Source organism: Halomonas sp. LMYGS-3 (genome assembly GCF_059509875.1).
Window position 1 is genome coordinate 154,502 of sequence record NZ_JCAKFQ010000003.1, and the last position, 23,113, is coordinate 177,614.

A 23,113-nucleotide genomic window follows, 5' to 3' on the forward strand; every position below is an offset into this window, starting at 1 on the left:
AGACGAGTCGGATGGGCGTGGCGGGGCCACGAGTGGCCACGCGCCAGGCAGGAAAGGACGGGGTGACTCAGAGGCGATCGGTCTGGAAGGGGCCGATACGCACCAGGTTCTCCGGGTCGTGCTCCCCGCCGAGCTGATCGGTGGAGAAGTACTCGCGGCTGTTGAGCGGCGCCTGCCAGCGATCGGCGAGGCGGCGGAACAGCCCCCAGGAGGCCTGGTTGTCGGGGGTGATGGTCGTCTCGAGGTGATGCACCTCGGTCAGTTCGGGACGGGTCATGACGGCTTCCACCAGGCGGCGTGCCAGGCCGGTGCCGCGGGCCTTCTCGCCCACCGCCACCTGCCACAGGAAGTAGGTGTCCGGGGCATTGCTCTTCACGTAGCCGGAGACGAAACCGACGATCTCGCCCTCCTCGTTGGTCGCCACCGCGCAGGTATCGCGGAACTGCGTGGCCAGCAGCAGGTAGGCGTAGGCCGAGTTCACGTCCAGCGGCGGGCACGACTTGACCAGCTCATAGATGCCCCAGCCGTCATCGGGATTGGGCTTGCGGATGAACAGGGGCATCGCATCGAAACCGACCACGGCATCCGCCACGCTGGGGCGTGCCAGGTCGGCTGAGGGGGTGAAAGGCTCGGTTGTTGTGTTCATGATGGCTTTTCGCTGTAGCGAATTTGGGAGGCATTATAACAGCGGCTCATTGCTTTTCAAAGCAAGCATTATCCTGCCGCGCACTATCCATAATAGAATATTATACTGCGACGACCCGACCATGGCGGTTCGTGGCGAGCCTATCCAGAGTCTAGCCCGTTTCTCGCGCCGGGCCGGTGACGATTTCCGCCTGGCTCGAATGCCGACGAGCCACCCGGCGGTGGCCCGTCGGCAAGCCGAGGGTGGGGTCAGCGCCGGGTCGGGGTGCGCAGGGTCACGAACTCCTCGGCCCCGGTGGGATGGATGCCCACGGTGGCGTCGAAATCGGCCTTGGTGAGCCCGGCGCGAACGGCGATGGCGATGCCCTGGATCACTTCCCCGGCCTCGTCCCCCACCATATGGGCCCCCACCACTACGTCGCTGGCGTCATCGACGATCAGCTTCATCAGGCAGCGCTCGCTGCTGCCGGACAAGGTGTGTTTCAGGGGGCGGAAGTCGGTGGTGTAGACACGGATATCGCCACACCGTTCCCGGGCCTGCTCCTCGGAGAGGCCCACGGTGCCGATGTTGGGATGGCAGAACACCGCGGTGGCGATGTTGCGGTAGTCGAGCGGCGCCTGCGGTGGCGCCTCGCCGAAGTGGCTCTGCACCATGTGCATCGCCTCGGCCAGCGCCACGGGGGTCAGCTCCGGACCACCGGCGACGTCGCCCAGCGCCAGGATCGACGGCACCGAAGTCTCGAAGCGGTCGTTGACGCGCAGGTGGCCGCCATCGGTCAGCTCGATGCCGAGGCCGTCGAGGCCGAGTCCCTCCAGGTGCGGCTTGCGTCCGGTGGCGGCCAGGACCGCATCCACCTCGAGCTGCGCGCCGCTGGTCAGGGTCACCAGCAGCCCGCCGTCGACCCGCTCGATCGACTCGATGTTGGCCTCGAAGTGCAGGTTGACGCCCTTCTTGGCCATCTCGTCCCGGGTGAACTCGCGGACCTCGCGATCGAAGCCGCGCAGGAAGAGCTCGCCGCGATAGACCAGATGGGTCTCGCTGCCCAGGCCATGGAAGATGCTGGCGAACTCGACGGCGATATAGCCGCCACCCAGCACCAGGAAGCGCTCGGGGAAGTGCTCCAGGTCGAAGACCTGGTTGGAGGTCACCGTCAGCTCGCTGCCCGGGAACTCGGGTACCCAGGGCCAGCCGCCCACGGCGACCAGGATCCTGGCGGCGCTGATCGTCTCGCCGGCCACCTCCACGCGGTGGGCGTCGAGCACCCGGGCGCGGCCGTTGATCAGGCGTACCCCGGCATCGTCGAGCAGCCGGCCGTAGATGCCGTTGAGCCGCTTGATCTCGCCGACCTTGTTGTCGCGCAGGGTCGCCCAGTCGAACTCGGGGGCCGCCGGGAGTCGCCAACCGAACCCCCCGGCATCCTCGAAGGCGTCATGGAAATGGGCGGCATGGGAGTAAAGCTTCTTCGGCACGCAGCCCACGTTGACGCAGGTGCCGCCCAGGTAGCGATCCTCGGCCACGGCGACGCGGGCACCGGTGGCGGCGGCGGTACGCGCCGCCCGGACGCCGCCGGAGCCGGCACCGATGACGAAAAGATCGTAGTCGAACTCGGACACGTGTTTCTCCTGATCGGGGATGGGAACGCACGGCGGTCCCGGAAACGGGATGCGGCGATGATACCAGCCACGCCGTCGACCCGGGAGAGGCGGCGGTTGACCGCCCGGAGGCATAGCGGTAAAAGGGGCTGCCGCGTCCACCACCTGCCACTCGAGGGAATGCCGCCATGAACCAGGACATCCAGGACCTGCTCGAGAACAACCGCGCCTGGGCCGAGCGCATGTGCCGGGAAGACCCGGACTACTTCTCGCGACTCTCGCAGCAGCAGAACCCCGACTATCTCTGGATCGGCTGCTCCGACAGCCGGGTGCCCGCCAACCAGATCATCTCCCTGCCGCCCGGCGAGGTGTTCGTCCACCGCAACGTGGCCAACCTGCTCCACCACAACGACCTCAATGCCCTGTCGGTGCTCCAGTACGCCGTGGACGTGCTCCAGGTGCGCCATATCATGGTGGTCGGCCACTACGGCTGCGGCGGCGTGAAGGCCGCGGTCTCCGGCGGCGACAACGGCATGGTGGACATCTGGCTGCACTCGGTGCGCGAGCTCTACCAGCAACATCGCGACACCCTGACCGAGCTGTCGCTGGACGACCAGGTGGACCGCATGTGCGAACTCAACGTCGAGGCGCAGGTGAGGAACCTGTGCCGCACCAAGATCGTTCAACACGCCTGGCAGCGTGGCCAGGACCTGTGGGTCCACGGCTGGGTCTACGGCCTGGCCGATGGGCGGGTCAAGGACCTGGGTTGCACCGTCTCGGGCCTCGACGAGGTCGACACCCTCTACCGCATCGAGCGGCTGATCCCCACCGGCTGAGGCGCCCGCCCCGGCGTGGCGATCAGCGCCACGCCGGGGCGATACGTGGCGCGCATGCCCCCTGTCACTATTTCGATTGTCGCCGCCAGCGCCGTCTCACTAAGGTGGTCCCCGTCGTTACCAGGCATAACAACCTGCACAAGGGACCCCCATGAGCCTCAACAAGACCGTCCTGGCATCGCTGATCGGTGCCACCCTCGCTCTCGGCCTGCCGACCACCGTGACTGCCGAGACCCTGCGCATCGGCTACGCCGCCGACCCGGAGACCCTGGACATCCACGAACAACTGTCCGGCGGCATGCTGCGCTTCTCGCATCTGGCCTTCGACCCCCTGGTGCGCTGGACCCGGGACTTCCAGTTCGAGCCACGCCTGGCCACCGCCTGGGAGCAGGTCGATGACACCACCATGCATCTCCAGCTCCGTGAAGGCGTGACCTTCCACTCCGGCAACCCCTTCACCGCCGACGACGTGGTCTGGACCATCGAGCGGCTCAAGGCGAGCCCCGACTACCGGGCCATCTTCGAGCCGATCGCCGGCGCCGAGGCCGTGGATAGCCACACCGTCGAGATCACCACCGACGGCCCCTACCCGCTGCTGCTCAACCTGGCCACCTATATCTTCCCGCTGGACCACGAGTACTATAACGGCACCACCGACAACGGCCAGGACAGGGCGGAGATCGTCAAGGCCGGCAACTCCTTCGCCTCGCGCCATGTCTCCGGCACCGGCCCCTTCATCGTCACCGAGCGCCGCCAAGGCGTGCGGGTCGAGATGGAACGCTTCGCCGACTACTGGGACGCCGACAGCGAGGGCAATGTCTCGCGCATCGTGCTGACCCCCATCGCCGAGAATGCCGCCCGGGTCTCCGCCCTGCTCTCCGGCGGTGTCGACTTCATCGATGCGGTGCCCCCCAACGACCTGGACCGGGTGCGCCAGGCCCAGGGCGTCGACCTGGTGGAGATTCCCGGCACCCGCATCATCGGTTTCCAGCTCAACGAGGCGCGCGTCGAGGCCTTCGCCGACCCCCGGGTGCGTCAGGCGGTGGCCTATGCCATCAACCAGGAGGGCATCGCCGATCGCCTGATGCGCGGCTTCGCCTCTCCGGCGGCCCAGTTCTCTCCCCCCGGCTACTCCGGCCATAACCCCGCGCTGACCCCGCGCTACGACCTGGAGCGGGCCCAGGCGCTGATGGCAGAGGCCGGCTACGGCGACGGCTTCAGCATCGACATGATCGCCCCCAACAACCGCTACGTGAACGATGCCCAGATCGCCCAGGCGGTGGCCAACATGCTGGCGCGCCTCAATATCGACGTGAACCTGCGCACCATGCCGCTGGCCCAGTACTGGCCGGAATACGATACCCGCGGCTCCGACATGGCGATGATCGGCTGGCACTCGGACACCGAGGACAGCGCCAACTTCTTCCAGTACCTCTCCGCCTGCTTCGACGCCGACACCGGCGCCGGCCAGTACAACTACGGCGGCTACTGCAACGAGGCACTCGACGCCCTGGTGGCCCGCGCCGATGGCGAGACCGACCTGGAGGCGCGCAACGCCATGCTGCGCGAGGCCGAGGCGATGCTCCATGAGGACGCCGGCTTCATCATGCTGCACTGGCAGAATCTCGCCTATGGCGCCCGCGAAGGGGTCGAGATCACGCCGGTGGTCAACGCCACCGACTTCCCCTACCTGGGCGACCTGGTCATCCAGCGCGACTGATCCCGAGCGATGGCAGCCCCCTCGCCCGTGATGGGCGAGGGGCTCCGTTAGTGACACCCCACACAGGCTCACCCCATGATCGCCTTTCTTACCAAGCGGCTGATGCACGCCCTGCTGGTGATGTTCATCATCAGCGTCATCGCCTTCGCCATCCAGGACAACCTGGGCGACCCCATCCAGCAGATGGTCGGCCAGTCGGTGCCCGAGAGCGAGCGCGAGGCCCTGCGCGTGCAGTTCGGCCTCAACGACCCCTTCCATGTGCAGTACCTGCGCTTCGCCGGCAGGGCACTGACCGGCGACTTCGGCACCTCCTATTTCTACCGGGAGCCGGCCCTGGAGGTGATCGCCCGCCACCTGCCGGCGACCCTCGAGCTGGTCTTCGGCGCCACCCTGCTGATCATCCTGCTGTCGGTGCCCATCGGCGTCTACAGCGCCATCAAGCCCCGCTCGCCGATCTCGCGTTTCTTCATGGGGGCGTCGATCATCGGCATCTCGATCCCGGTGTTCCTCACCGCCATCCTGCTGATCCAGGTCTTCTCCATCGGTATCACGGTGAGTCTCTTTCCCGAGTCGACGGCCTGGGGGGCCTGGCTCAACGCCGCCCTCTCCACCCAGGGCGGCATGCCCTCCTTCGGCCGCGGCCATGACCTGGTGCATGTCTTCGGCCACTGGGACACCAACCTGGCCAGCCTCGGCGGGCTCCAGCACCTGGTGCTGCCCTCGGTGGCGCTGGCCTCCATCATGCTGCCGCTGTTCATCCGCCTGATCCGCGCCGAGATGATGGAGGTGCTGCAGTCGGAGTACGTCAAGTTCGCCCGGGCCAAGGGGATCGGTGTGCGCCGCATCTATTTCCTCCACGCCCTGAAGAACACCATGCTGCCGGTGATCACCGTCGGCGGCGTGCAGATCGGCACCATGGTCGCCTACACCATCCTCACCGAGACGGTCTTCCAGTGGCCCGGCATGGGACTGATGTTCCTCGACGCCATCAACCGCGCCGATATCCCGCTGATCGTCGCCTACCTGATGATCGTCGGCGTGATCTTCGTGGTCACCAACACCCTGGTGGACCTGATCTATGGCCTGGTGAATCCCACCGTCAACCTGACAGGCAAGCCCGCATGAGCACGACCACCTCGACCCCTGTGGCGGCCGTCGGTCGCTGGCAGCGGCTCCGCGACTCCTTCCTGGTCTACAGCTTCAAGCGCGACCGGGGCGCCCAGCTCTGCCTGGCCATCCTGCTGGCCCTGTTGAGCATGGCCCTCCTGGCCCCCTGGCTGGCGCCTACCGATCCCTACGACCTGGCGCAGATCGATATCCTCGACTCGGAGCTGCCGCCCTTCTGGATCGACGGAGCCGATCCGCGCTACAGCCTGGGCACCGACGCCCAGGGCCGCGACCTCTGGTCGATCATCCTCTACGGCACCCGGGTGTCGCTGCTGATCGGCTTCGGCGCGGTGCTGCTCCAGGCCCTGCTGGGCGTGGTCTTCGGCCTGCTGGCCGGCTACCTGGGGGGACGCGTCGACGCCCTGCTGATGCGCCTCGCCGATATCCAGCTCTCCTTCTCCACCCTGATGGTGGCCATCGTGGTGGGCGCCGTGGTCAAGGCCACCCTGGGCGGCAGCTTCTACAGCGACTACGCCATCCTGATGCTGATCCTGATCATCGGCCTGGCCGAGTGGCCCCAGTACGCCCGCACGGTGCGCGCCTCGGTGCTGGCCGAGAAGCGCAAGGAGTACGTGGATGCCGCCAGGACGATGGGCCTGAACAGCCGACGCATCATGTTCCGCCACGTGCTGCCCAATACCCTGTCGCCGATCTTCGTCATCTCCACGGTACAGATCGCCAACGCCATCATCTCCGAGGCCGCCCTCTCCTTCCTGGGACTGGGCATGCCGGAGACCCACCCCTCGCTGGGATCGCTGATCAAGGCCGGCTTCGACTACCTGCAGTCCGGCGCCTGGTGGATCACCCTGATCCCCGGGGCCTTCCTGGTGGTGCTGGTGCTGTCGATCAACCTGCTCGGCGACTGGCTGCGCGACGTCATGAACCCGCGTCTCTACAAGGGCTAAGGAGCACTTCTCATGGCACTTCTCGACGTTCGCGACCTGGACGTGCGCTTCGCCCTGCGCCAGGGCGAGGTGCACGCCCTGCGCAACATCAATTTCACCCTGGACCGGGGCGAGCGCCTCGGCCTGGTGGGCGAATCCGGCGCCGGCAAGTCGGTGGCCGCCTTCAGCCTGCTCAACCTGATCGCCCGGCCCGGCTATATCGCCGGCGGCAGCATCCGCTTCGAGGGCCAGGAGCTGATTGGCCTCTCGGAGCGACAGCTGCGCCGCATCCGCGGCAATCGCATCTCGATGATCTTCCAGGATCCGATGATGACCCTCAATCCGGTGCTGACCATCGGCGAACAGATGGTGGAGTGCCTCAAGGCCCATCGCCGCATCGCCGGCCGCGAGGCCCGCGCCATCGCCCTGCACAAGCTCCAGCAGGTGCAGATCCCCTCCCCGGACACGCGCCTCGATCAGTACCCCCACGAGCTCTCCGGCGGCATGCGCCAACGGGTGATCATCGCCATCGCCCTGCTCCTCGATCCGGACATCATCATCGCCGACGAGCCCACCACGGCGCTGGACGTGACCATCCAGGCGGAGATCATGACCCTGCTGCTGGAGCTGTGCGAGAAGCACAACGTCGGCCTGATCCTGATCACCCACGACCTGGGGGTGGTCAGCCAGGTGACCCAGCGCATGCTGGTGATGTACGCGGGCCGGGTGATCGAGGCCGGCCCCACCCGGGAGATCATCAACGACCCCCAGCACCCCTACACCCAGGGGCTGATGAACGCCCTGCCGCAGATGGCCACGCCGGGCAGCCACCTCAACCAGATCCGCGGCAGCATGCCGCCGCTGACCCAGTTGCCCTCGGGCTGTGCCTTCCATCCGCGCTGTGACTTCCTGCCCCGTGCCGATGGCAGTGAACGCCCCGCCTGCTCCCGTCGGGTACCCGACTTCGTCGCCTCCGGCAACTGTCGGGTGGCCTGCCATATGGTGGCGGACATGCTGGCCCAGGAGGCCGCTACCACCGAGGAGAATGCCCCATGACCACCCTCGTCGCTCCTGCCACCGACCCCCGCCCCCAGACCGATGCTCAGGGCCAGGTGGAGAGCCACCAGGCCCCGGCGAGCGCCCCGCTGCTGGAGATCCGCGGCCTGGAGAAGCGCTTCGATCTCTCCGGCGACTTCCTCGAGCAGCTGCGCTTCAGGGGCGGTCGCCTGGTGCGTCATCAGGAGTTCGTGCATGCCATCAATGGCGTGGATCTGACCCTCCAGCGCGGCGAGGCGCTCTGCGTGGTCGGTGAGTCCGGCTGCGGCAAGTCCACGGTGGCCCGCACCGTGATGGGGCTGCTCTCGCCCAGCGCCGGGGAGATCCACTACGACGGCGAGCGCATCGACCACCTCTCGTCCAAGGCGCTGCTGCCCTACCGCAAGCGCATGCAGATGATCTTCCAGAATCCCTATGCCTCGCTGAATCCGCGCATGACCATTCAGCAGACCCTGGAGGAGCCGATCCGCCTGCACCATCCCGATTGGTCCCGCGACCGGGTGGTCACCAAGGTGCGCGAGGTGATGGCCTCGGTGGGCATCGACCCGGAATGGGGCGGGCGCTTCGGCCACGAGTTCTCCGGCGGCCAGCGCCAACGCATCGCCATCGCCCGCGCCCTGGCCGTGGACCCGGAATTCATCGTCGCCGACGAGCCGATCTCGGCGCTGGACGTCTCCATCCAGGCCCAGGTGCTCAACCTCTTGATGGACGCCCAGCGGGAGCGCCACCTCACCTACCTGTTCATTACCCATGACCTGGCGGTGGTGGAGCACTTCGGCACCCAGGTGGCGGTGATGTACCTGGGCACGGTGTGCGAGGTGGCACCGACCCGGACCCTGTTCACCAGACCGCGCCATCCCTATACCCAGGCGCTGCTCTCGGCGATCCCGCGTCTCGAGGACGACCGCCCCCAGCCGATTCGCCTGACCGGCGAGGTGCCGACCCCGGTGAATCTGCCCTCGGGCTGCGTCTTCCATGGGCGCTGCCCCTACGCCGAAGCCCGCTGCCGCCAGGAGGTGCCGAGACTCATCCCCCAGGCCGATGGCAGCCGGGTGGCCTGCCACGGAGTCGAGGAAGGGCGCCTGTAGAAAAACGTCCGTTTTAATGGCAAAATTCGCTGCTTAATATGTCAAATACAACAATATGTTCGATAGATCAGGCAAATCATGGAAATTCGTTGGCTGGAAGACTTCATCGCCCTGGCCCGTACCCGTCACTTCTCGCGGGCGGCAGACGAGCGTAACGTCACCCAGCCGACCTTCTCGCGCCGTATCAAGCTGCTCGAGGAGGAGATGGGCACCACCCTGGTCAATCGCCAGACCCTGCCGCTCTCCCTGACCCCGGCCGGCGAGGAGTTCCTTGGGCTGTGTGAACGGGTCAGCAGTGGGGTGCGGGACACCCGAGAGCGACTGGCGCGTCTCGCCGAGGCCCAGGCCAACCGGCTACGCCTGGCCGCGCCCCAGAGCCTGCTGGCCCACTTCCTGCCAGAGTGGCGGCACGAGCTTGCCAGCGCCCCGCCCCTGGAGCCCTACCTGCGGGCCACCGGCTGGCTGGTGGACGACTACTTTCAGGCCCTGGTCCGGGGTGAGTGCGACCTGGCCCTCTGCTACTGGCCGGGCGGTGCCGACCTGCCGGACGTGGCCCACGAGGCGTGTTGTCATCGCCTGGCAGGACATGAGCGGCTGGTGCCCCTGTCGGTGCCGGACGCCGACGGTCGCCCCCGCTTCCCGCTCGGCAGCGGCTCCCGAGAGGCCCTGCCGCTGATCGCCTTCCATCACCGGAGCCTGATGCATGCCGCCATCCAGGCTCACCTGGCCCGCCTCGACGAGGCGCCCGACTTCCGGGTGCTCAACGAGAGCATTCAGAGTCACAACATCAAGGAGCTGGTCACCCTCGGCTATGGCATGGGCTGGCTGCCGGCGCGCCTGGCAGCCCCGGCCCTGGCCCGCGGCGAGCTGGTCCCGGCCGGCGACACGCGCTGGCAGGTGCCTCTGGAGATCCGCCTCTATCGCCATGGAGCACGCCACCACCCGGGACTCGATGCCCTGTGGCGGGACCTGCCCGGGCATGACGATAATGAGAGCTGAGGCCCAGCGGTTTCGCTACCCACGCACCGATATGGAGCTGTAATGACCGCCCCCGATCTCGGCGCCACCCAAGGGCGCCACCTGGAACGCCTGACCCAGGCCTACGGCGAGGTCCTGAATCGCCTGGGCTATGATGGCGTGCTGCTCTACAGCGGCCACCCCCACCGGCATTTCGCCGACGATCAGGACGCCAGCTTCGCCACCTACGGTCACATCATGCACTGGGTGCCGCTGGCCGGCCTGGCGCACAGCTGGCTGTTGATCCGCCCCGGCTACCGGCCGCGTCTGCATTTCTACGCCCCGGCGGATTTCTGGCACCTGACGCCTCGCCTGCCCGAGGAGTCCTGGGTCGAGGCCTTCGAGGTGGTGATCGAGGCCGAGGTCACCCTTCCTCGGCTGCCCACCGGACGCTTCGCGGTACTCGGCGAAGTCGCGGCCGACCAGGCCACCGCCCTCGGCGCCGACGCCAATCCCACCACCCTGATCCGGGCCCTGGACGAGCTGCGGGTACGCAAGAGCGACTACGAGGTGGCCTGCCTGCGCGAGGCCAATCGCCGCGCCCTGGCCGGCCACCGGGCGGCGAAAGAGGCCTTCCTCGCCGGTGGCGCCGAACTGGACTGCCAACTCGCCTACCTGGGGGCCGCGCGGAGCCGCGAGAGCGATCTGCCTTACCAGAATATCGTCGGCCTCAATGCCCACGGCGGCGTGCTGCACTACCAGCACTACGCGCTCGACACGCCGCAGCGACGCCGCAGCCTGCTGGTCGATGGCGGCCATCGGTATCGCGGGTATTGCGCCGATATCACCCGCACCTGGCCCGGCCCCGACGCCGATCCGGCGTTCGCCCTGCTGATCGAGGGCGTCACGGCGCTGCAGCAACGACTGATCGCCGCGCTGCGGCCGGGCGTCGGCTATGTCGAGCTCCATGAGCGGATGCATGCGGCGCTCGGCGAACTGCTGGTCGAGCACGGCCTGGTACGATGCTCACCGGTGGCCGCGGTGGGCTCGGGCATCACCCGGGCCTTTTGCCCCCACGGCCTGGGACACCTGCTCGGCCTTCAGGTGCATGACGTCGCCGGACGGGTCGCCGCCGACGGCACGCCCCTCCCGCCACCGGCGTCTGATCCGTCACTGCGCCTGACCCGGGAACTGGAAGCGGGCATGGTGGTCACCATGGAGCCGGGGCTGTATTTCATCCCCATGCTGCTCGAACGGTTTCGCGACAGCCGCGACATCGACTGGACCAGGGTCGAGGGGCTGGCCGACCACGGTGGCGTCCGCATCGAGGACAACGTGCTGGTCACCGACCATGGACCCGACAACTTGACTCCTTACGACGCCGAGTGACACCGCCATGTCCGGCCGACTGCATTGCGCCTCCTTCCGACCACCGACAGGGCTCGCCGACCGCCACGTCCAGACCCTGCTGCCGCGACTGCTGCCGCGGCGCCGGTTGGCCCACGAGGTGGAAATCCTCGAGCTGCCGGATGGCGACTGTGTCGAGCTGGTGTGGGTGCGACCTTCGCCGCCGGACCGGGACGCCCCGCTATTCGTGCTCTTCCACGGCCTGGAGGGCTCCTTCCACTCCCCCTACGCGCGGGAGCTGCTGGCCACGGCCGCGGGGCTGGGCTGGCGCGCCGTGCTCATGCACTTCCGCGGCTGCGGTGGAACCCCGAACCGCTTGCCGCGGGCCTACCACAGCGGTGACACCGCCGACCCCTACTGGCTGATCGGCCATCTCGCCCACCGCTACCCGCGTGCCCTCAAGGTCGCCGCCGGGGTCTCGCTGGGGGCCAACGTGCTGGTCAAGCTGGTGGCCGAACAGGGCGGCGACGGCCTCGACCTGGCCGGCGCCATCGCCATCGGCGCGCCGCTGGACCTGGCGGCCAGCGCCGACACCCTGCACCGGGGCTTCGCCCGCCTTTATGAACGCCACCTGCTGGCCTCGCTGAAGGCCAAGGTCGCCCCCCGGCTACGGGCCGGCGAGCTACCGCTGGCTCTGAATCAACGCCAGCTCGCCAGGCTCGACAGCCTGCGTGCCTATGACGATGCCGTCACGGCCCCCCTGCATGGCTTCGATGATGCCGCCGACTACTACCGGCGGGCCTCGGCCGGTCCCCTGCTCGGCGAACTCGAGCTCCCGACCCTGCTGCTTCACGCCGCCGACGACCCCTTCATGCCGGCAGGACTCTTCGAGCAGTTACCCGAGCCGTCGGCATCGGTACGCGTGGAGATCGCCCGTCACGGCGGACACGTGGGCTTCATCGAGTGGCGCGACGGCCGCCTGCGCTCCTGGCTGGCACGCCGGGTGAGGCGGCAGCTGGAGGACTGGGCCCGCCCTGCCGGGCAGGAGGTCTGGCCGGATCCCCTGCGGGTCACCCGGTCGGACAGCTGACCCCGGTACCCCGCAGGCCGCAATAGCCGCCGGGATTCTTGTCCAGATACTGCTGGTGGTACTCCTCGGCGTAGTAGAACGCCTCGAGTGGCGCGATCTCGGTGGTGATGCGCCCCCCGCCGGCACGCCGCAACGCCTGCTGGTAGGCGTCCCGGGTGCGGCGGGCCAACGCCAGCTGGTCGTCGTCCGTCGTGTAGATCGCCGAACGGTACTGGGAGCCGATGTCGTTGCCCTGGCGGTTGCCCTGCGTCGGATCGTGGGCTTCCCAGAACACCCGCAGCAGCCGCGCGAGGTCTATCTCGGCGGGATCGAAGACCACCCTCACCACCTCGGCATGCCCGGTCATGCCGGTACAGGTCTCCTCATACGTCGGATTCGGTGTGACACCACCGGCATAGCCCACCGCGGTGACATGAACCCCCGATAGCTGCCAGAAGAGGCGCTCGGCGCCCCAGAAACAGCCCAGGCCGAGCACGATCTCGTGGAGTCCCCCGGGGAAGGGAGGGATCATCCGGCGGCCGTTCACCGCATGCACACCGCTGATCTCCAGCGGCGTATCGCGCCCCGGCAGGGCATGGGAAGGGTCGACGCTCATTGCGGGCTCCTCTCGAACTCGGGGTGGCAGGGATCACTCGTTCGGTGTGGGCGGCCTGCCCGGCCGACTGAAGGCATAGACGAGATCTACCGCCTGTGCGACACCGGACACCGCCTCGAGGTAGAGGTTCCGCCACAGGGTGTAGCGCAGCGTCAGCTCGGCGATCGGCGAGAAGACCCCCACCCCGTAGCTGACCCGCAGGTCCTCGGTGAGCTGTCCGCTCACTCGCACCTGGCTCTCGTCGCCGACGCCGGCGGTCTCCAGCGTCAGGTCATCGATGCCGAAGGCCTCGCCGATGGCGCCCACCGCCCCGCCGGTGCGGCCCAGGGTCAGGCCCAGCAGCGCCGACGCCAGCGCCCCCTCGCCATCGCCGTCCTCGGGCGGGCGCCCCCGCAGCAGGTAGGAGAGTGCCCGGGCCTCGTCCATGGTCGGTTCGGAGAACACCCGCAGCTGCGGCTCGGCGGCGGTGCCGGTGACGCGCAGGCCGGCGATCACCTCGTCCTGGGTCACCGCGGGGTTGCGGATCGCCTCGAAGTTGAGCAGCGGCTGGTCCGGGGGGCCGCTGAACAGCAGCTCGCCCCGGCGGATCAGCAGGTCCTGCCCGTAAGCGCGGAAACGTCCGTCGACCAGGTTGACGTCGCCGAACAGCTGCACCGGACCGCTCTGCTGACGCACCTCGAGGGTGCCGGCCAGTCCCGACTCCAGGCCGTAGGCCAGGAGCTGCATGTCGGGGCCGAGTTGCAGGTCGAACCGCACGTCGACGGCCATGCCCGCCTCGGCCAGCGCCCGGGCCGCCGAGGCGTCGGCGCCCTCCTCGCCCACTTCCGCCGCCCGCTCGGCCTGACGCTGGGCACGCATCTCGTCGCGACGGGTGATGATCACCTCGTCCGGGCTCGGCGTCACCGCCGATGCCGGCATCTCGCCCACCTCGAGCCGCGCCCAGGGCACCTGCACCTGGCCGCGCACCTGGAGTCGATCCGGGCGCACCCGCACCCGCAGGTCCGGGGCGATCCGCAGGCGGCCGAATTCCGGCAGTACCGCCAGCAGCGGCCGCTCGCGGGCATTCAGGTTAACGGCGATACCCCAGTCGTCGGGGCTCGGCCAGCTGGCGTCGCCGTCGATCTCGAGCCGTCCCTCTTCGGCGGCGACGAAGCCGTTGATCTGGCCCCGGTCCCCGGCCAGACGCACCTCGAGTTCACCGTCGCGCACCTCCAGCGGCACCTCGCCCCCGACCACCTGCAGGCCGGCGAGGCCGATGACGCCATCGAGGACCGGGGCCTCGCGGTTGCCGCCGATACGCACCTCCCCCTCGAGCACGCCTTCCAGGGTGTCCATGCCGGCCACCAGGGTACGATAGCGGGAGAGCTGGAAGTCATCGAGGGTCAGCCGGCCGTCCAGGTCGCCGCTCCCGGCCGGGTCATCGATGCGCAGTGCCAGGCGCAGGTCGCCGGCCTCGGCGAGGCGCAGCGCCAGGTCGAGATCGGCGTTCGACTGGGTGGCCTCCAGGCCCAGCGATAGCCGCGAGGCGGGCAGCTCCCAGGGCTGGCCATAGGCATCCAGGCCGCGCACGGCCAGCTCGCTGGCCAGCTCCAGTGCGGCCTGCCAGCGGGCACCGCCCTGGCGCCAGTCGGCGACCAGGGTGGCATCGGTGGAGCCCGTCAGCTCCCAGTCCTCGGGCACCGCCGCCTCGATCAGCGACATCGGCAGCTCACGGACCGCCAGGACCGCCCGGCCGCGCTCGACCGAGGCCTGCATGGGTTCCTCGAGGCACAGGGCGCCACCCTGCTCTCGCCCCAGGCAGAAGGGCTGAACCCGCACGCTGCCGCCCGGCAGGTCGGCCTCGAAGGCCAGGGCCTCGGCCAGGCGGATAGCGCCGAAGTCGGTATCGATCTCCAACGGCATCAGGCGGCCCACATAGCGCTCGCGATCTCCCCCCAGGGCGCCCTGCAGGACCAGGGCCACCCGGCCGAGTGGCATGCCCCGACCGGCGGTGGCGTCCAGCGTCAGGCGATGGTCGGAGAGCCGGCCGGCGAGGGTCAGCGCGATCTCGCTGAAGCGCTGCCCGGCGGCATTGAGCCGCTCGATGTCCAGGCGCAGGTCCAGCGCGGGGTCATCCAGGCCGCTGACCCGGCCGGCGAGGCGCAGACGCTCGAGCCGGTGCTCGGCGAAGCGCAACGCCTCGCCGGTGAGGTCCAGATCGAGTCGGGGGGATTCGAGGGTGCCGGATGCGGTGAACCCGCCGGCCAGGCGGCCCGAGAGTTCGTCGTGCAGGCTGGCCAGCGCCGGCAGGTTCAGCTCACCGGCGAGGTCGATGGCGCGTTCGCTCACGCCGCCGGCGGCGGTCAGGCGGTTGTCGCCCTGGCGGAAATCCAGGGTGTCGATCTGCCAGCGCATCTGGCTGTCGCCGGCGAGACTGGCCCGCAGCGACATCGGCAGCTCCTGGAGCTCGCCATCGAGGGCGAGCCGGGGAATGCCCAGTCGCCAGCCCGCCGGCGACTGGACGAAGTCGAGTGCGACATCGCCATCGAGCCGCCCGGCGATGCCATCGACGAAATCGCCGGGGTCGAGGTTGTCCAGGCGCACCACCGCCTCGACGGCGAGCTCCTCGGCCCAGTCGACCCGTCCGCGGGTGACCGCCGAGGCCCGGCCGAGGCTCAACGAAAGTGGGCTCCAGGCGAAATGCTCGGCATCGCCGGTACCGGTGAGGGCCACCCGGGTATAGGGGATCTCGGGACCTTCCGCCAGCATCGAGGCGGCGACCCGATAGGACAGCAGGTTGCCCTCCAGGCGCAGGACGAGGTCCTCAACCAGGTACGGCTCGGCCGTTGGCGCCTCCTCGGGCACCGCCCCGGGGAAGGGCCATTGGATCAGGTCGCTGCGCAGTGTCGCGGTGACAGGCAGGGTCGGGGCCAGGGCGTCCAGGCGAGCATCGAGGGTAGCGGTGACCGGCCCGGAGAGCGCCAGGCGGACGACGAGATCGCCAAGGTCGCCATCGAGCGACAGGTCGATGCGCTCCCCGGCCAGCTCGGGCATCACCTCGGGCAACCAGAGGGCAGCCTCCAGCCGGGCCTCGAGGGGATAGTCGCCGCGCAGCTCGAGCCGGGCCTCCAGCCGGGCATCGGCGTCCACCGTCATCACCTCGAGCGGCGCGATCTCGACCCCGTATCCCTCGGCGGTCAGCGCCAGATCCAGGCGTTGCACGCCGTAGTCCACCGGCCCGGCGATGGCGAAGTCCTCGACCCGCAGCTCGGGCGCCTCGATGCGCAGCGGTAGACGCACCTCGGGCAGCTCGCGCCGCGGCTGCTCCTCCAGCGGCAGGCTGGCGAGCCCCTCGAGTTCGGCGGCGGCCGCCGCCGGCAACGGCGAGCGCAGCGCGATGGCGGCGTCGATCGCCTCGACACTGAGCCGCGGCCCCTCGTGCTCGGCCTCGCTGAGGGCGAGGCGGGCCCCGGGGGAGATCGGCAACCGGACCCGCGTGCCGGCCAGTCGGGTCGGCAGCAGGGTCAGGGTGTCCGCCTCGGCCACGGCGCCGGTGCCGAAATGCTCCCAGGCGATCCGGGTGCCGTCGGCCAACTGCACCGCCACGTCGCGCAGTACCAGGGAACGGACCTCCACCGGGAAGGGCAGCGAGAGGGGCTCCGGCGGCTCCCTCGGCTCGCGGTCATCCACGTCGTCGCCCCCCGCCTCGGAGAGGCGGATCCGCGCCCCCTCCACCACCAGGGTGTCGAGGCAGAGCCGCCCGCCGAGCAGGCAGTCGTCGGCCCAGGCGAGTTCGATACGCTCGGCGGCGATCCTGGCCGGGCCCGCCTCGAGGCGCAGCCCATGCAGGACCAGGGTGTCGAGGGGGGCGCCCTCGGCGGCCTCGAGCTCATAGAAGCCGCGCTTGGCGCCCTCCTCGAGCAGCAGTCCCGTGCCCCAGGGCGACAGGGCCAGGCCCAGGGCGAGCACGGCGAGGCCGAGCAGCCAGAGGGGGAGGAGGATCAGAAGGCGAAACAGGGCCCAGCTCAGGCGCCAAGCCATTAGAACTCCGGACCGATGGCGAAGTGGATGCGCCACGAATCGTCCTCGTCATCGAAGGGGTGGGCGATATCGAGCCGGACCGGACCGACCGGCGAGATCCAGCGCACGCCGAGGCCGGCACCGGTATTGAGGGCATCCGGCCCCCATTCGTCGAAGGCGTCGCCGGTATCGACGAAGGCCGCGCCCCACCAGGCACCGGTGAGCCGGCGCTGCAGCTCGGCGCTGGCGGTGAGCAACTGCTGGCCGCCGGTCAGGCGCCCCTCCTCGTTGCGTGGCGCCAGGCTCTCGTAGGCGTAACCGCGGACGCTGCGGTCGCCGCCGGCGAAGAAGCGCAGCGAAGGGGGGATCTTGTCGAAGTCGTCGGTCTCGATGGCGCCGAGGCCGAGCCGGGTGACGAAGCGGGTGTCCTCGCCGAACATGCGGATCCACTGGGTCTCCCCGGTCATGCGCAGGAAGTCGGCGTCGGAGCCCCACATGCCGTCGGATACTTCGAAGGCGATGCGCTGGCGATCCCCCCAGCGGGGAAAGGTGGGGTTGCGGGTACGGGTGCGCGACCAGCTGATGCCGGGATAGAGGATCAGCACCTGCGCTTCCTCGCCCGCCTGGGTGAAGTCCTCGTAGGTGGTACGCATGTAGATCGTCTGCACCCAGAGGTTCTCGAACTCCCAGCGCCGGGCGCCCTCGAGGGTGGCTTCCAGGGATCGGGTATCCTCGTTGTCGCGATGGCGAAAGCCGTACTGGAAGCGGTAGCTGTCGCGCAGTGGATCGGCCAGCGGCATGTTGTAGGAGCCGGTGAAGCGCTGCTCCGGTGCGGAGAGAAACAGGCTGTGATCGAGGCCATGGCCGTAGCGATTGATCCAGGGCTGATTCCAGGCGAAGCGGGTGCGCGGCCCCACGTCGGTGGCATACCCCACGCCGATCTCGAACCGGTGGCGGTCGGCCGGTGTCACGCTGACGTCGATGGGGACCTCGGGCCGGTCGGGGCGATGCAGGGCCGTGGCTCCCTCAAGGGCTGGACCGCTCAACCGCGGCCCGGGAGGGAGCGGCGCCGTCGCGGGCGCCGGGCCAGACAGCTCACGGCCCGCGACCTCCACCTCGTTCCAGAAGCCGAGCCGGGGTTCCGGCAGCGCCAGGCTCGCCGCCTCGCCCAACCGCGGGCGCACGGCGATGGAGCCGAACCAGCCGGTCTGGCCCAGTCGCTGGTTGTAGCGTGCCAGTTCGCCGGCGAGATAGGGATCCCCGGGGGTGAACGGCAGCATGCGCCGCAGCCGTGCCTCCTCGATATGGCTGCCGTCGATGGTGACCTCGCCGAAGCGGTGGCGAGGGCCGCTGTCCAGCGCCAGGTAGAGTCGGGCACTCTCGGCGTGGGGGCGCACCTCCATGCGACGGTCGACGAAGCGCCAGTCGAAGTAACCGCGTTCCAGCGAGAGGTTGGCCAACCGGCTGCGGAGTCGGTCGTAGGGGGCGTGCACCAGGGGATCGCCCTCGGCCAGCGGAAAGGCCGCGACGGCCTCGCGAAAACTCGGATCCTCGGCGGCATCGCCCTCGACGCGAATGTCGAGGGTCTCGATTCTCACCCGAGGCCCCGGATCGATCATCAATTCGACATGGTCGGGCGGATCGCCCTCGGCCAACCGGTGGGCCACCTGGGGCGAATAGTAACCGTAGACCCGCAGCGCCTCGCGGGTACGTCGCTGCACCTCGCTTTCGACCCGCGAGCGGCTGTAGCGCTCCGCGTCCAGCCCCTCCAGGTAGTATCGGACATTCTCGGCGACATCGCCGCTCACGCCGTCGATACGTGCTTCGAGCCCCATGGCCGAGTGGGTCATGCCAAGACACAAGGCCGCTGCCCCCAGGCGTGCAAACACGCGATTCTCCATACCAACGGCTTCCCTAGCTTGGCGTTGCCACCACCACCTTGTCATCTCAGCGCTGCAGAGCCTCGATCCGCGCGCTCAGGGCGAGCTGTGAGCGGCGTAGCTCCCTCAACTCGGCCTCAAGCGCGTCCACCCTGCCCGTCATGGCAGCGGTGCGCTCGCTTGCATCATCCCGTGATGCCGCCACGGCTTCAACCTCGTCGCCGAGTCCCGCCACCCGCGCGACCAGTTCGTCGAGCCGTTCCTGCAGCAGGCGCTCCTCGCGGGTCAGGCGCTCCTCGAGTTCGCCATGCGCCATCATCAGCTCCTCCTGGGCGGCCTCGAGCCGGGCCAGGGCCTCGCCCTGCCCCGCCTCGGCCTCGAGCGATTCCAGTCGCTCACCCAGGGCGGCGAGGCGTTCACCGTCACGCTCCCGAGCGTCGCTCAGCGCCTCGAGCCGCTCGTTCAACGCCGCCCGGCCTTCGTCGCCGACGCGCTCCAGGGCATCAAGCGAGCGTCGGGTCGCCGCCAGCACCGCCTCGCGAGTCTCCGACTCCTCGGCAATGCCTGCTTGCCGCTGCTGAAGCTCGTCGATTCGCTCGTCGATCGCCGCGAGTCGGGATGGGGTGCTCTCTTCCAGACCCGCCAAGCGTTCGTCGAGTTCCTCGTCCCGGGCTTCCAGGGCCTCGAGGCGTGATTCGAGACGCTCGAGAGCCTCGCCGCGACCCTCTTCCGCATCGAAGCGGGCATGGACATTGGAGACCTCGCCACTGACCCGCGCGAGCTCGCGCTCGAAGCGTGCTCGCTCCACCCAGCTGGCCCAGGCCAGGGCGCCACCGGCAGCGATCAAGACCAGGATCAGAAGCCACAGCGGCCAGACACGCGGAGGCGGCGGATGGCGCAGACGGTGAGGTGCCAGGCTGGAATCCGGGTCCGGGACGATCGGTCGCGCATGCCGGCGGTCATCCGGGCGCTCTGCCATGGCGAACTCCTTAGCTCTCGAGCGATGACGCCTGCCGCGGCTGGCAGGCACGGCAGCCTTGTATCGGTAACCCGAGCCTGACGATCGGAATTGGCGCCTCCCGACCCGGGTGCTATGATGCCGCGACAATAGTTGCACAGCGTTTTCATAGTGTAAGGTTTTTTTTGCCCCGAACGCACGGGCCAGCCCCAATGCCCTCGAGGCCGGCCCTTGCAGTGACGTCGAGGAATCCTTCACCATGACGCGCTGTTTTCACCCCGTGACGACCCAAGGAGAGAACCTGAATGGCATTTGAACTTCCCGCCCTGCCGTACGAGAAGAACGCACTGGAACCGCACATCTCCGCCGAGACACTCGACTACCATTACGGCAAGCACCACCAGGCCTATGTCACCAAGCTCAACGAGCTGGTCGAGGGCACCGAGAACGCCGGCAAGTCCCTGGAAGAGATCATCAAGTCCTCTTCCGGCGGCCTCTTCAACCAGGCGGCTCAGGTCTGGAACCACACCTTCTACTGGCACTGCCTGTCGCCCAACGGAGGTGGTGAGCCTTCCGGCCCCCTGGCCGACGCCATCAATGCCAAGTTCGGCTCCTTCGACAAGTTCAAGGAAACCTTCAACGCCAATGCCATCGGCAACTTCGGCTCCGGCTGGACCTGGCTGATCAAGACCGCCGATGGCGGCGTCGACATCGTCAATACCAGCAATGCCGACACCCCCATCGCCCATGGCCAGACCCCGCTGTTGACCATCGATGTCTGGGAACACGCCTACTACATCGACTACCGCAACGCGCGTCCCAAGTACATGGAGAGCGTGTGGGCCCTGCTCAACTGGGATTTCGTCGCCCAGAACTTCAGCTGATGGCCTGACGCTGCGGCGTCACCCCGGCCGATACGCAATGACCCCGCCCAATGGCGGGGTCATTGCCTCCCTGCAGAACCGGGTCACGGATCGGCTCGCCGGCCGATTCCTCGGTAGTGCAGCCCCTGGGAGGCGGCCCAGGCCGGGTCGTAGATATTGCGTCCGTCGAGCAGCAGCTTCTCGCCGAGCAGCCCGGTGAGCCGCGGCCAGTCCGGGTTCCAGTACTCCTTCCACTCGGTGACCAGCATCAGCGCATCGGCGCCTTCGCAGGCGTCGTAGGGATCCCCTTCGAACACCTCGAGCAGCGGATGCTCGCCGACCTCGGCCAGCAGGGCGTGGGTGGCCGAAGGGTCGTGCAATCGCACCCTGACGCCCTGGGCCCAGAGGGCGCGGAGCAGGGTCAATACCGGGGCGTGGTCGATGCGCGCCGTCCCAGGCTTGAAAGCCGCCCCCCAGATCGCCACGGTGCGCCCTTGCAGGCGGCCGTGGAAGTGGATCCACAGCTTGCGGAACAGCGTCTCCTTCTTGTGCTCATTGATGTCGAGCACCTGTTCGAGCAACGCCGAGTGCCGCCCGCTCGCCGATTGCACGTCGGCCAGCCGCATCAGGTCACGGGAGAAGTTGGGACCGCCGAAGCCACAGCCGGGGTAGAGATACTCGTAGCCGATGCGCGAGTCGGCCCCCATGCCGCGACGCACGTATTCGACGTCCACCCCCAGGCTGTCGGCCAGGCCGGCGATCTCGTTCATGTAGCTGATGCGGGTCGCCAGCATGCCGTTGATTGCCAGCTTGGTCAGCTCGGCGGCGCGCCGGGGCATGCGCTGGAACACTTCGCTGCGACGGTTGAAGGCGCGCAGCAGCTCTCTCACTCGCCTCTCGGCCGGGTCGTCGTCGCAGCCCAGCAGCCAGCGACCGGGGCGGGTGAAGGTCTCCCAACTGCGCCCTTCTTCCAGCAGGTCGGGGAGTGCCACGGCCACGCCACGGCCGTTCAGCAGTGCCTCGAGTCGTTCGGTCTCGCCCACCGGGAAGGTGGAGTTGTTGACCAGTACCAGGCCGTCGGCGGCGCGCTCGGCGAGCGTGCCGATCGGCGCGGCGAGATCACCGCGCTGCTCGGGCGACAGGGCCAGCCAGAGCACCTCGGCATCCTCGCCATCGGTCGGTACCAGGACATCGGCCTCGACCAGGCGAAGCGTCCCCCGCGCGAGGCCCTCCTCGAGCTGCTGGGCAAGCCGGGGCTCGCGGTTGAGCCAGTCGGCGCGGGAAAGCAGTGCCCAGGGGGCGCTGGCATGGGGCACCCAGGTGACCCGGTGCCCCACCCAGGACAGCGCCGCCGCCGCCGTGGCGGCAGAGAGTTCACTGCCATGAATCAGTACCCGCATATGCCTCACTCCTCGGTGGCGTAGCGAGCGAGCAGCTCGCGGAACCCCTGGCCATAACGCGGATGTCGGCGCCCATAGGCGAGAATCGCCTCCAGATAGCCGAGCTGATGGCCACAGTCGTAGGTCTTGCCGCACATGCGCCAGGCATCCACGCCCTCGGCTCGACGCAGGGTCTCGATGGCATCGGTGAGCTGGATCTCGTTGCCGGCACCCGGGGGGGTCTCGGCGAGGAGTGGGAAGATCCTGCCCGGCAGCGCGTAGCGGCCGATCACCGCCAGGTTCGAGGGAGCCTCGTCGACGGCCGGCTTCTCCACCACCCCGGCCAGCGGGCACGACTCGCCCGGCGCCGGGGCACTGCCCTGTGGCGCCACGATGCCGTACTTGTGGACCAGATCACGGGGTACCTCCTCGACCATGAGCTGGGCACGGCCGGACCGCTCGAAGGCATCGAGCATGCCGGCCAGGTCGTTGCGCGCGAGCCCCTCGTCGTCGACCAGCACATCGGGCAGCAGTACCGCGAAGGGCGCGTCGTCGCCCACCACCGGTCGGGCGCAGAGCACCGCGTGGCCCAGCCCGAGCGGTTCCGACTGGCGCACGCTGATGATGTTGACGTCGCCGGGCACGATGGAGCGCAGTTCCTCGAGCAACTCGTGCTTGCCCTTGGCTTCGAGGCTCGCCTCGAGCTCGAAATGCTTGTCGAAGTGGTTCTCGATGGCGCCCTTGCTGCCGTGGGTCACCAGCACGATGTCGCGAATGCCGGCGGACACCGCCTCTTCCACCACATACTGGATCACCGGTCGGTCGACGATGGTGATCATCTCCTTGGGAATCGCCTTGGACGCCGGCAGGCAGCGGGTGCCGAAGCCGGCGACGGGAAGCACGGCCTTGTTGATCATGGTGCAATCCTTGTCCTGTGAGTAATCATCGTCGGTGAATGTCGACGTGTGACGCTTGTCACCGGATGAGACGCGCCGGTGAACCCCTCTCACCCGGGGCGGGTCATGGGAATGCGCCCCCCGTAACGGGTAGAATGGC

Annotated in this window: 18 protein-coding genes; 10 read left to right on the forward strand and 8 right to left on the reverse strand. The window is 68.7% G+C overall.

Going from position 1 to position 23,113, the window contains the following annotated elements:
* Positions 1-67: 67 nt before the first annotated feature.
* Both ectA and gorA read right to left on the reverse strand, forming a co-directional pair.
* Complete coding sequence (gene ectA, locus AC5W54_RS04310) at positions 68-646, reverse strand: diaminobutyrate acetyltransferase (RefSeq protein ID WP_495960835.1); 579 nt, start codon at positions 644-646, stop codon at positions 68-70.
* 248 nt (positions 647-894) lie between these two features.
* Positions 895-2,259: a glutathione-disulfide reductase gene (gene gorA / locus AC5W54_RS04315; protein WP_495960836.1), complete on the reverse strand. Its 1,365-nt coding sequence runs from the start codon at positions 2,257-2,259 to the stop codon at positions 895-897.
* 167 nt (positions 2,260-2,426) lie between these two features.
* On the opposite strand from gorA, the gene can reads away from it, so the two are divergent.
* The 9 genes from can to AC5W54_RS04360 all read left to right on the forward strand — a co-directional run bounded on the left by can (position 2,427) and on the right by AC5W54_RS04360 (position 12,383).
* On the forward strand, positions 2,427-3,074 hold the full coding sequence (can, locus tag AC5W54_RS04320; RefSeq protein WP_495960837.1) for a carbonate dehydratase: 648 nt from the start codon (positions 2,427-2,429) through the stop codon (positions 3,072-3,074).
* A 151-nt stretch (positions 3,075-3,225) separates the two neighbouring features.
* Positions 3,226-4,794, forward strand: a complete 1,569-nt coding sequence (locus AC5W54_RS04325) for an ABC transporter substrate-binding protein (RefSeq protein WP_495960838.1) — start codon at positions 3,226-3,228, stop codon at positions 4,792-4,794.
* 75 nt (positions 4,795-4,869) lie between these two features.
* Positions 4,870-5,919: an ABC transporter permease gene (locus AC5W54_RS04330; RefSeq protein ID WP_495960839.1), complete on the forward strand. Its 1,050-nt coding sequence runs from the start codon at positions 4,870-4,872 to the stop codon at positions 5,917-5,919.
* Complete coding sequence (locus AC5W54_RS04335; RefSeq protein ID WP_495960840.1) at positions 5,916-6,866, forward strand: ABC transporter permease; 951 nt, start codon at positions 5,916-5,918, stop codon at positions 6,864-6,866. Before AC5W54_RS04330 ends, AC5W54_RS04335 begins: the two co-directional genes overlap by 4 nt.
* 12 nt (positions 6,867-6,878) lie before the next feature.
* Positions 6,879-7,901, forward strand: coding sequence for an ABC transporter ATP-binding protein (locus AC5W54_RS04340; RefSeq protein WP_495960841.1), 1,023 nt, complete (start codon positions 6,879-6,881; stop codon positions 7,899-7,901).
* Positions 7,898-8,989, forward strand: a complete 1,092-nt coding sequence (locus AC5W54_RS04345; protein ID WP_495960842.1) for an ABC transporter ATP-binding protein — start codon at positions 7,898-7,900, stop codon at positions 8,987-8,989. The genes AC5W54_RS04340 and AC5W54_RS04345 overlap by 4 nt, the downstream gene beginning before the upstream one ends.
* Positions 8,990-9,067: 78 nt before the next feature.
* Positions 9,068-9,988, forward strand: coding sequence for a LysR family transcriptional regulator (locus AC5W54_RS04350; protein ID WP_495960843.1), 921 nt, complete (start codon positions 9,068-9,070; stop codon positions 9,986-9,988).
* 42 nt (positions 9,989-10,030) lie between these two features.
* The gene (gene pepQ / locus AC5W54_RS04355) at positions 10,031-11,335 is read left to right on the forward strand and encodes a Xaa-Pro dipeptidase (RefSeq protein ID WP_495960844.1); all 1,305 of its coding nucleotides are present in this window, start codon (positions 10,031-10,033) and stop codon (positions 11,333-11,335) included.
* A 7-nt stretch (positions 11,336-11,342) separates the two neighbouring features.
* Positions 11,343-12,383 carry a hydrolase gene (locus AC5W54_RS04360; RefSeq protein WP_495960845.1) on the forward strand — a complete coding sequence of 347 codons (1,041 nt, stop codon included), beginning with the start codon at positions 11,343-11,345 and terminating at the stop codon, positions 12,381-12,383.
* Here AC5W54_RS04360 and msrA read toward each other — a convergent pair.
* From msrA to AC5W54_RS04380, 4 genes are read right to left on the reverse strand one after another with little or no spacing between them, the layout of a single operon-like run.
* Positions 12,364-12,978 carry a peptide-methionine (S)-S-oxide reductase MsrA gene (gene msrA / locus AC5W54_RS04365; RefSeq protein ID WP_495960846.1) on the reverse strand — a complete coding sequence of 205 codons (615 nt, stop codon included), beginning with the start codon at positions 12,976-12,978 and terminating at the stop codon, positions 12,364-12,366. The genes AC5W54_RS04360 and msrA overlap by 20 nt on opposite strands.
* Positions 12,979-13,011: 33 nt before the next feature.
* The gene (gene tamB / locus AC5W54_RS04370) at positions 13,012-16,998 is read right to left on the reverse strand and encodes an autotransporter assembly complex protein TamB (RefSeq protein ID WP_495960847.1); all 3,987 of its coding nucleotides are present in this window, start codon (positions 16,996-16,998) and stop codon (positions 13,012-13,014) included.
* On the reverse strand, positions 16,998-18,878 hold the full coding sequence (tamA, locus tag AC5W54_RS04375) for an autotransporter assembly complex protein TamA (RefSeq protein WP_495960848.1): 1,881 nt from the start codon (positions 18,876-18,878) through the stop codon (positions 16,998-17,000). The genes tamB and tamA overlap by 1 nt, the downstream gene beginning before the upstream one ends.
* Before the next feature lie 46 nt (positions 18,879-18,924).
* On the reverse strand, positions 18,925-19,836 hold the full coding sequence (locus AC5W54_RS04380) for a hypothetical protein (protein ID WP_495960849.1): 912 nt from the start codon (positions 19,834-19,836) through the stop codon (positions 18,925-18,927).
* Positions 19,837-20,120: 284 nt separating this feature from the next.
* Here AC5W54_RS04380 and AC5W54_RS04385 point away from each other — a divergent pair, with 284 nt between their 5' ends.
* The gene (locus AC5W54_RS04385) at positions 20,121-20,699 is read left to right on the forward strand and encodes a superoxide dismutase (RefSeq protein ID WP_495960850.1); all 579 of its coding nucleotides are present in this window, start codon (positions 20,121-20,123) and stop codon (positions 20,697-20,699) included.
* A gap of 83 nt (positions 20,700-20,782) precedes the next feature.
* On the opposite strand, the gene AC5W54_RS04390 is transcribed toward AC5W54_RS04385, so the two are convergent.
* Positions 20,783-22,078: a nucleotide sugar dehydrogenase gene (locus tag AC5W54_RS04390; RefSeq protein WP_495960851.1), complete on the reverse strand. Its 1,296-nt coding sequence runs from the start codon at positions 22,076-22,078 to the stop codon at positions 20,783-20,785.
* Between the two features lie 5 nt (positions 22,079-22,083).
* Positions 22,084-22,974 carry a UTP--glucose-1-phosphate uridylyltransferase GalU gene (gene galU / locus AC5W54_RS04395; RefSeq protein WP_495960852.1) on the reverse strand — a complete coding sequence of 297 codons (891 nt, stop codon included), beginning with the start codon at positions 22,972-22,974 and terminating at the stop codon, positions 22,084-22,086.
* Between the last annotated feature and the right edge of the window lie 139 nt (positions 22,975-23,113).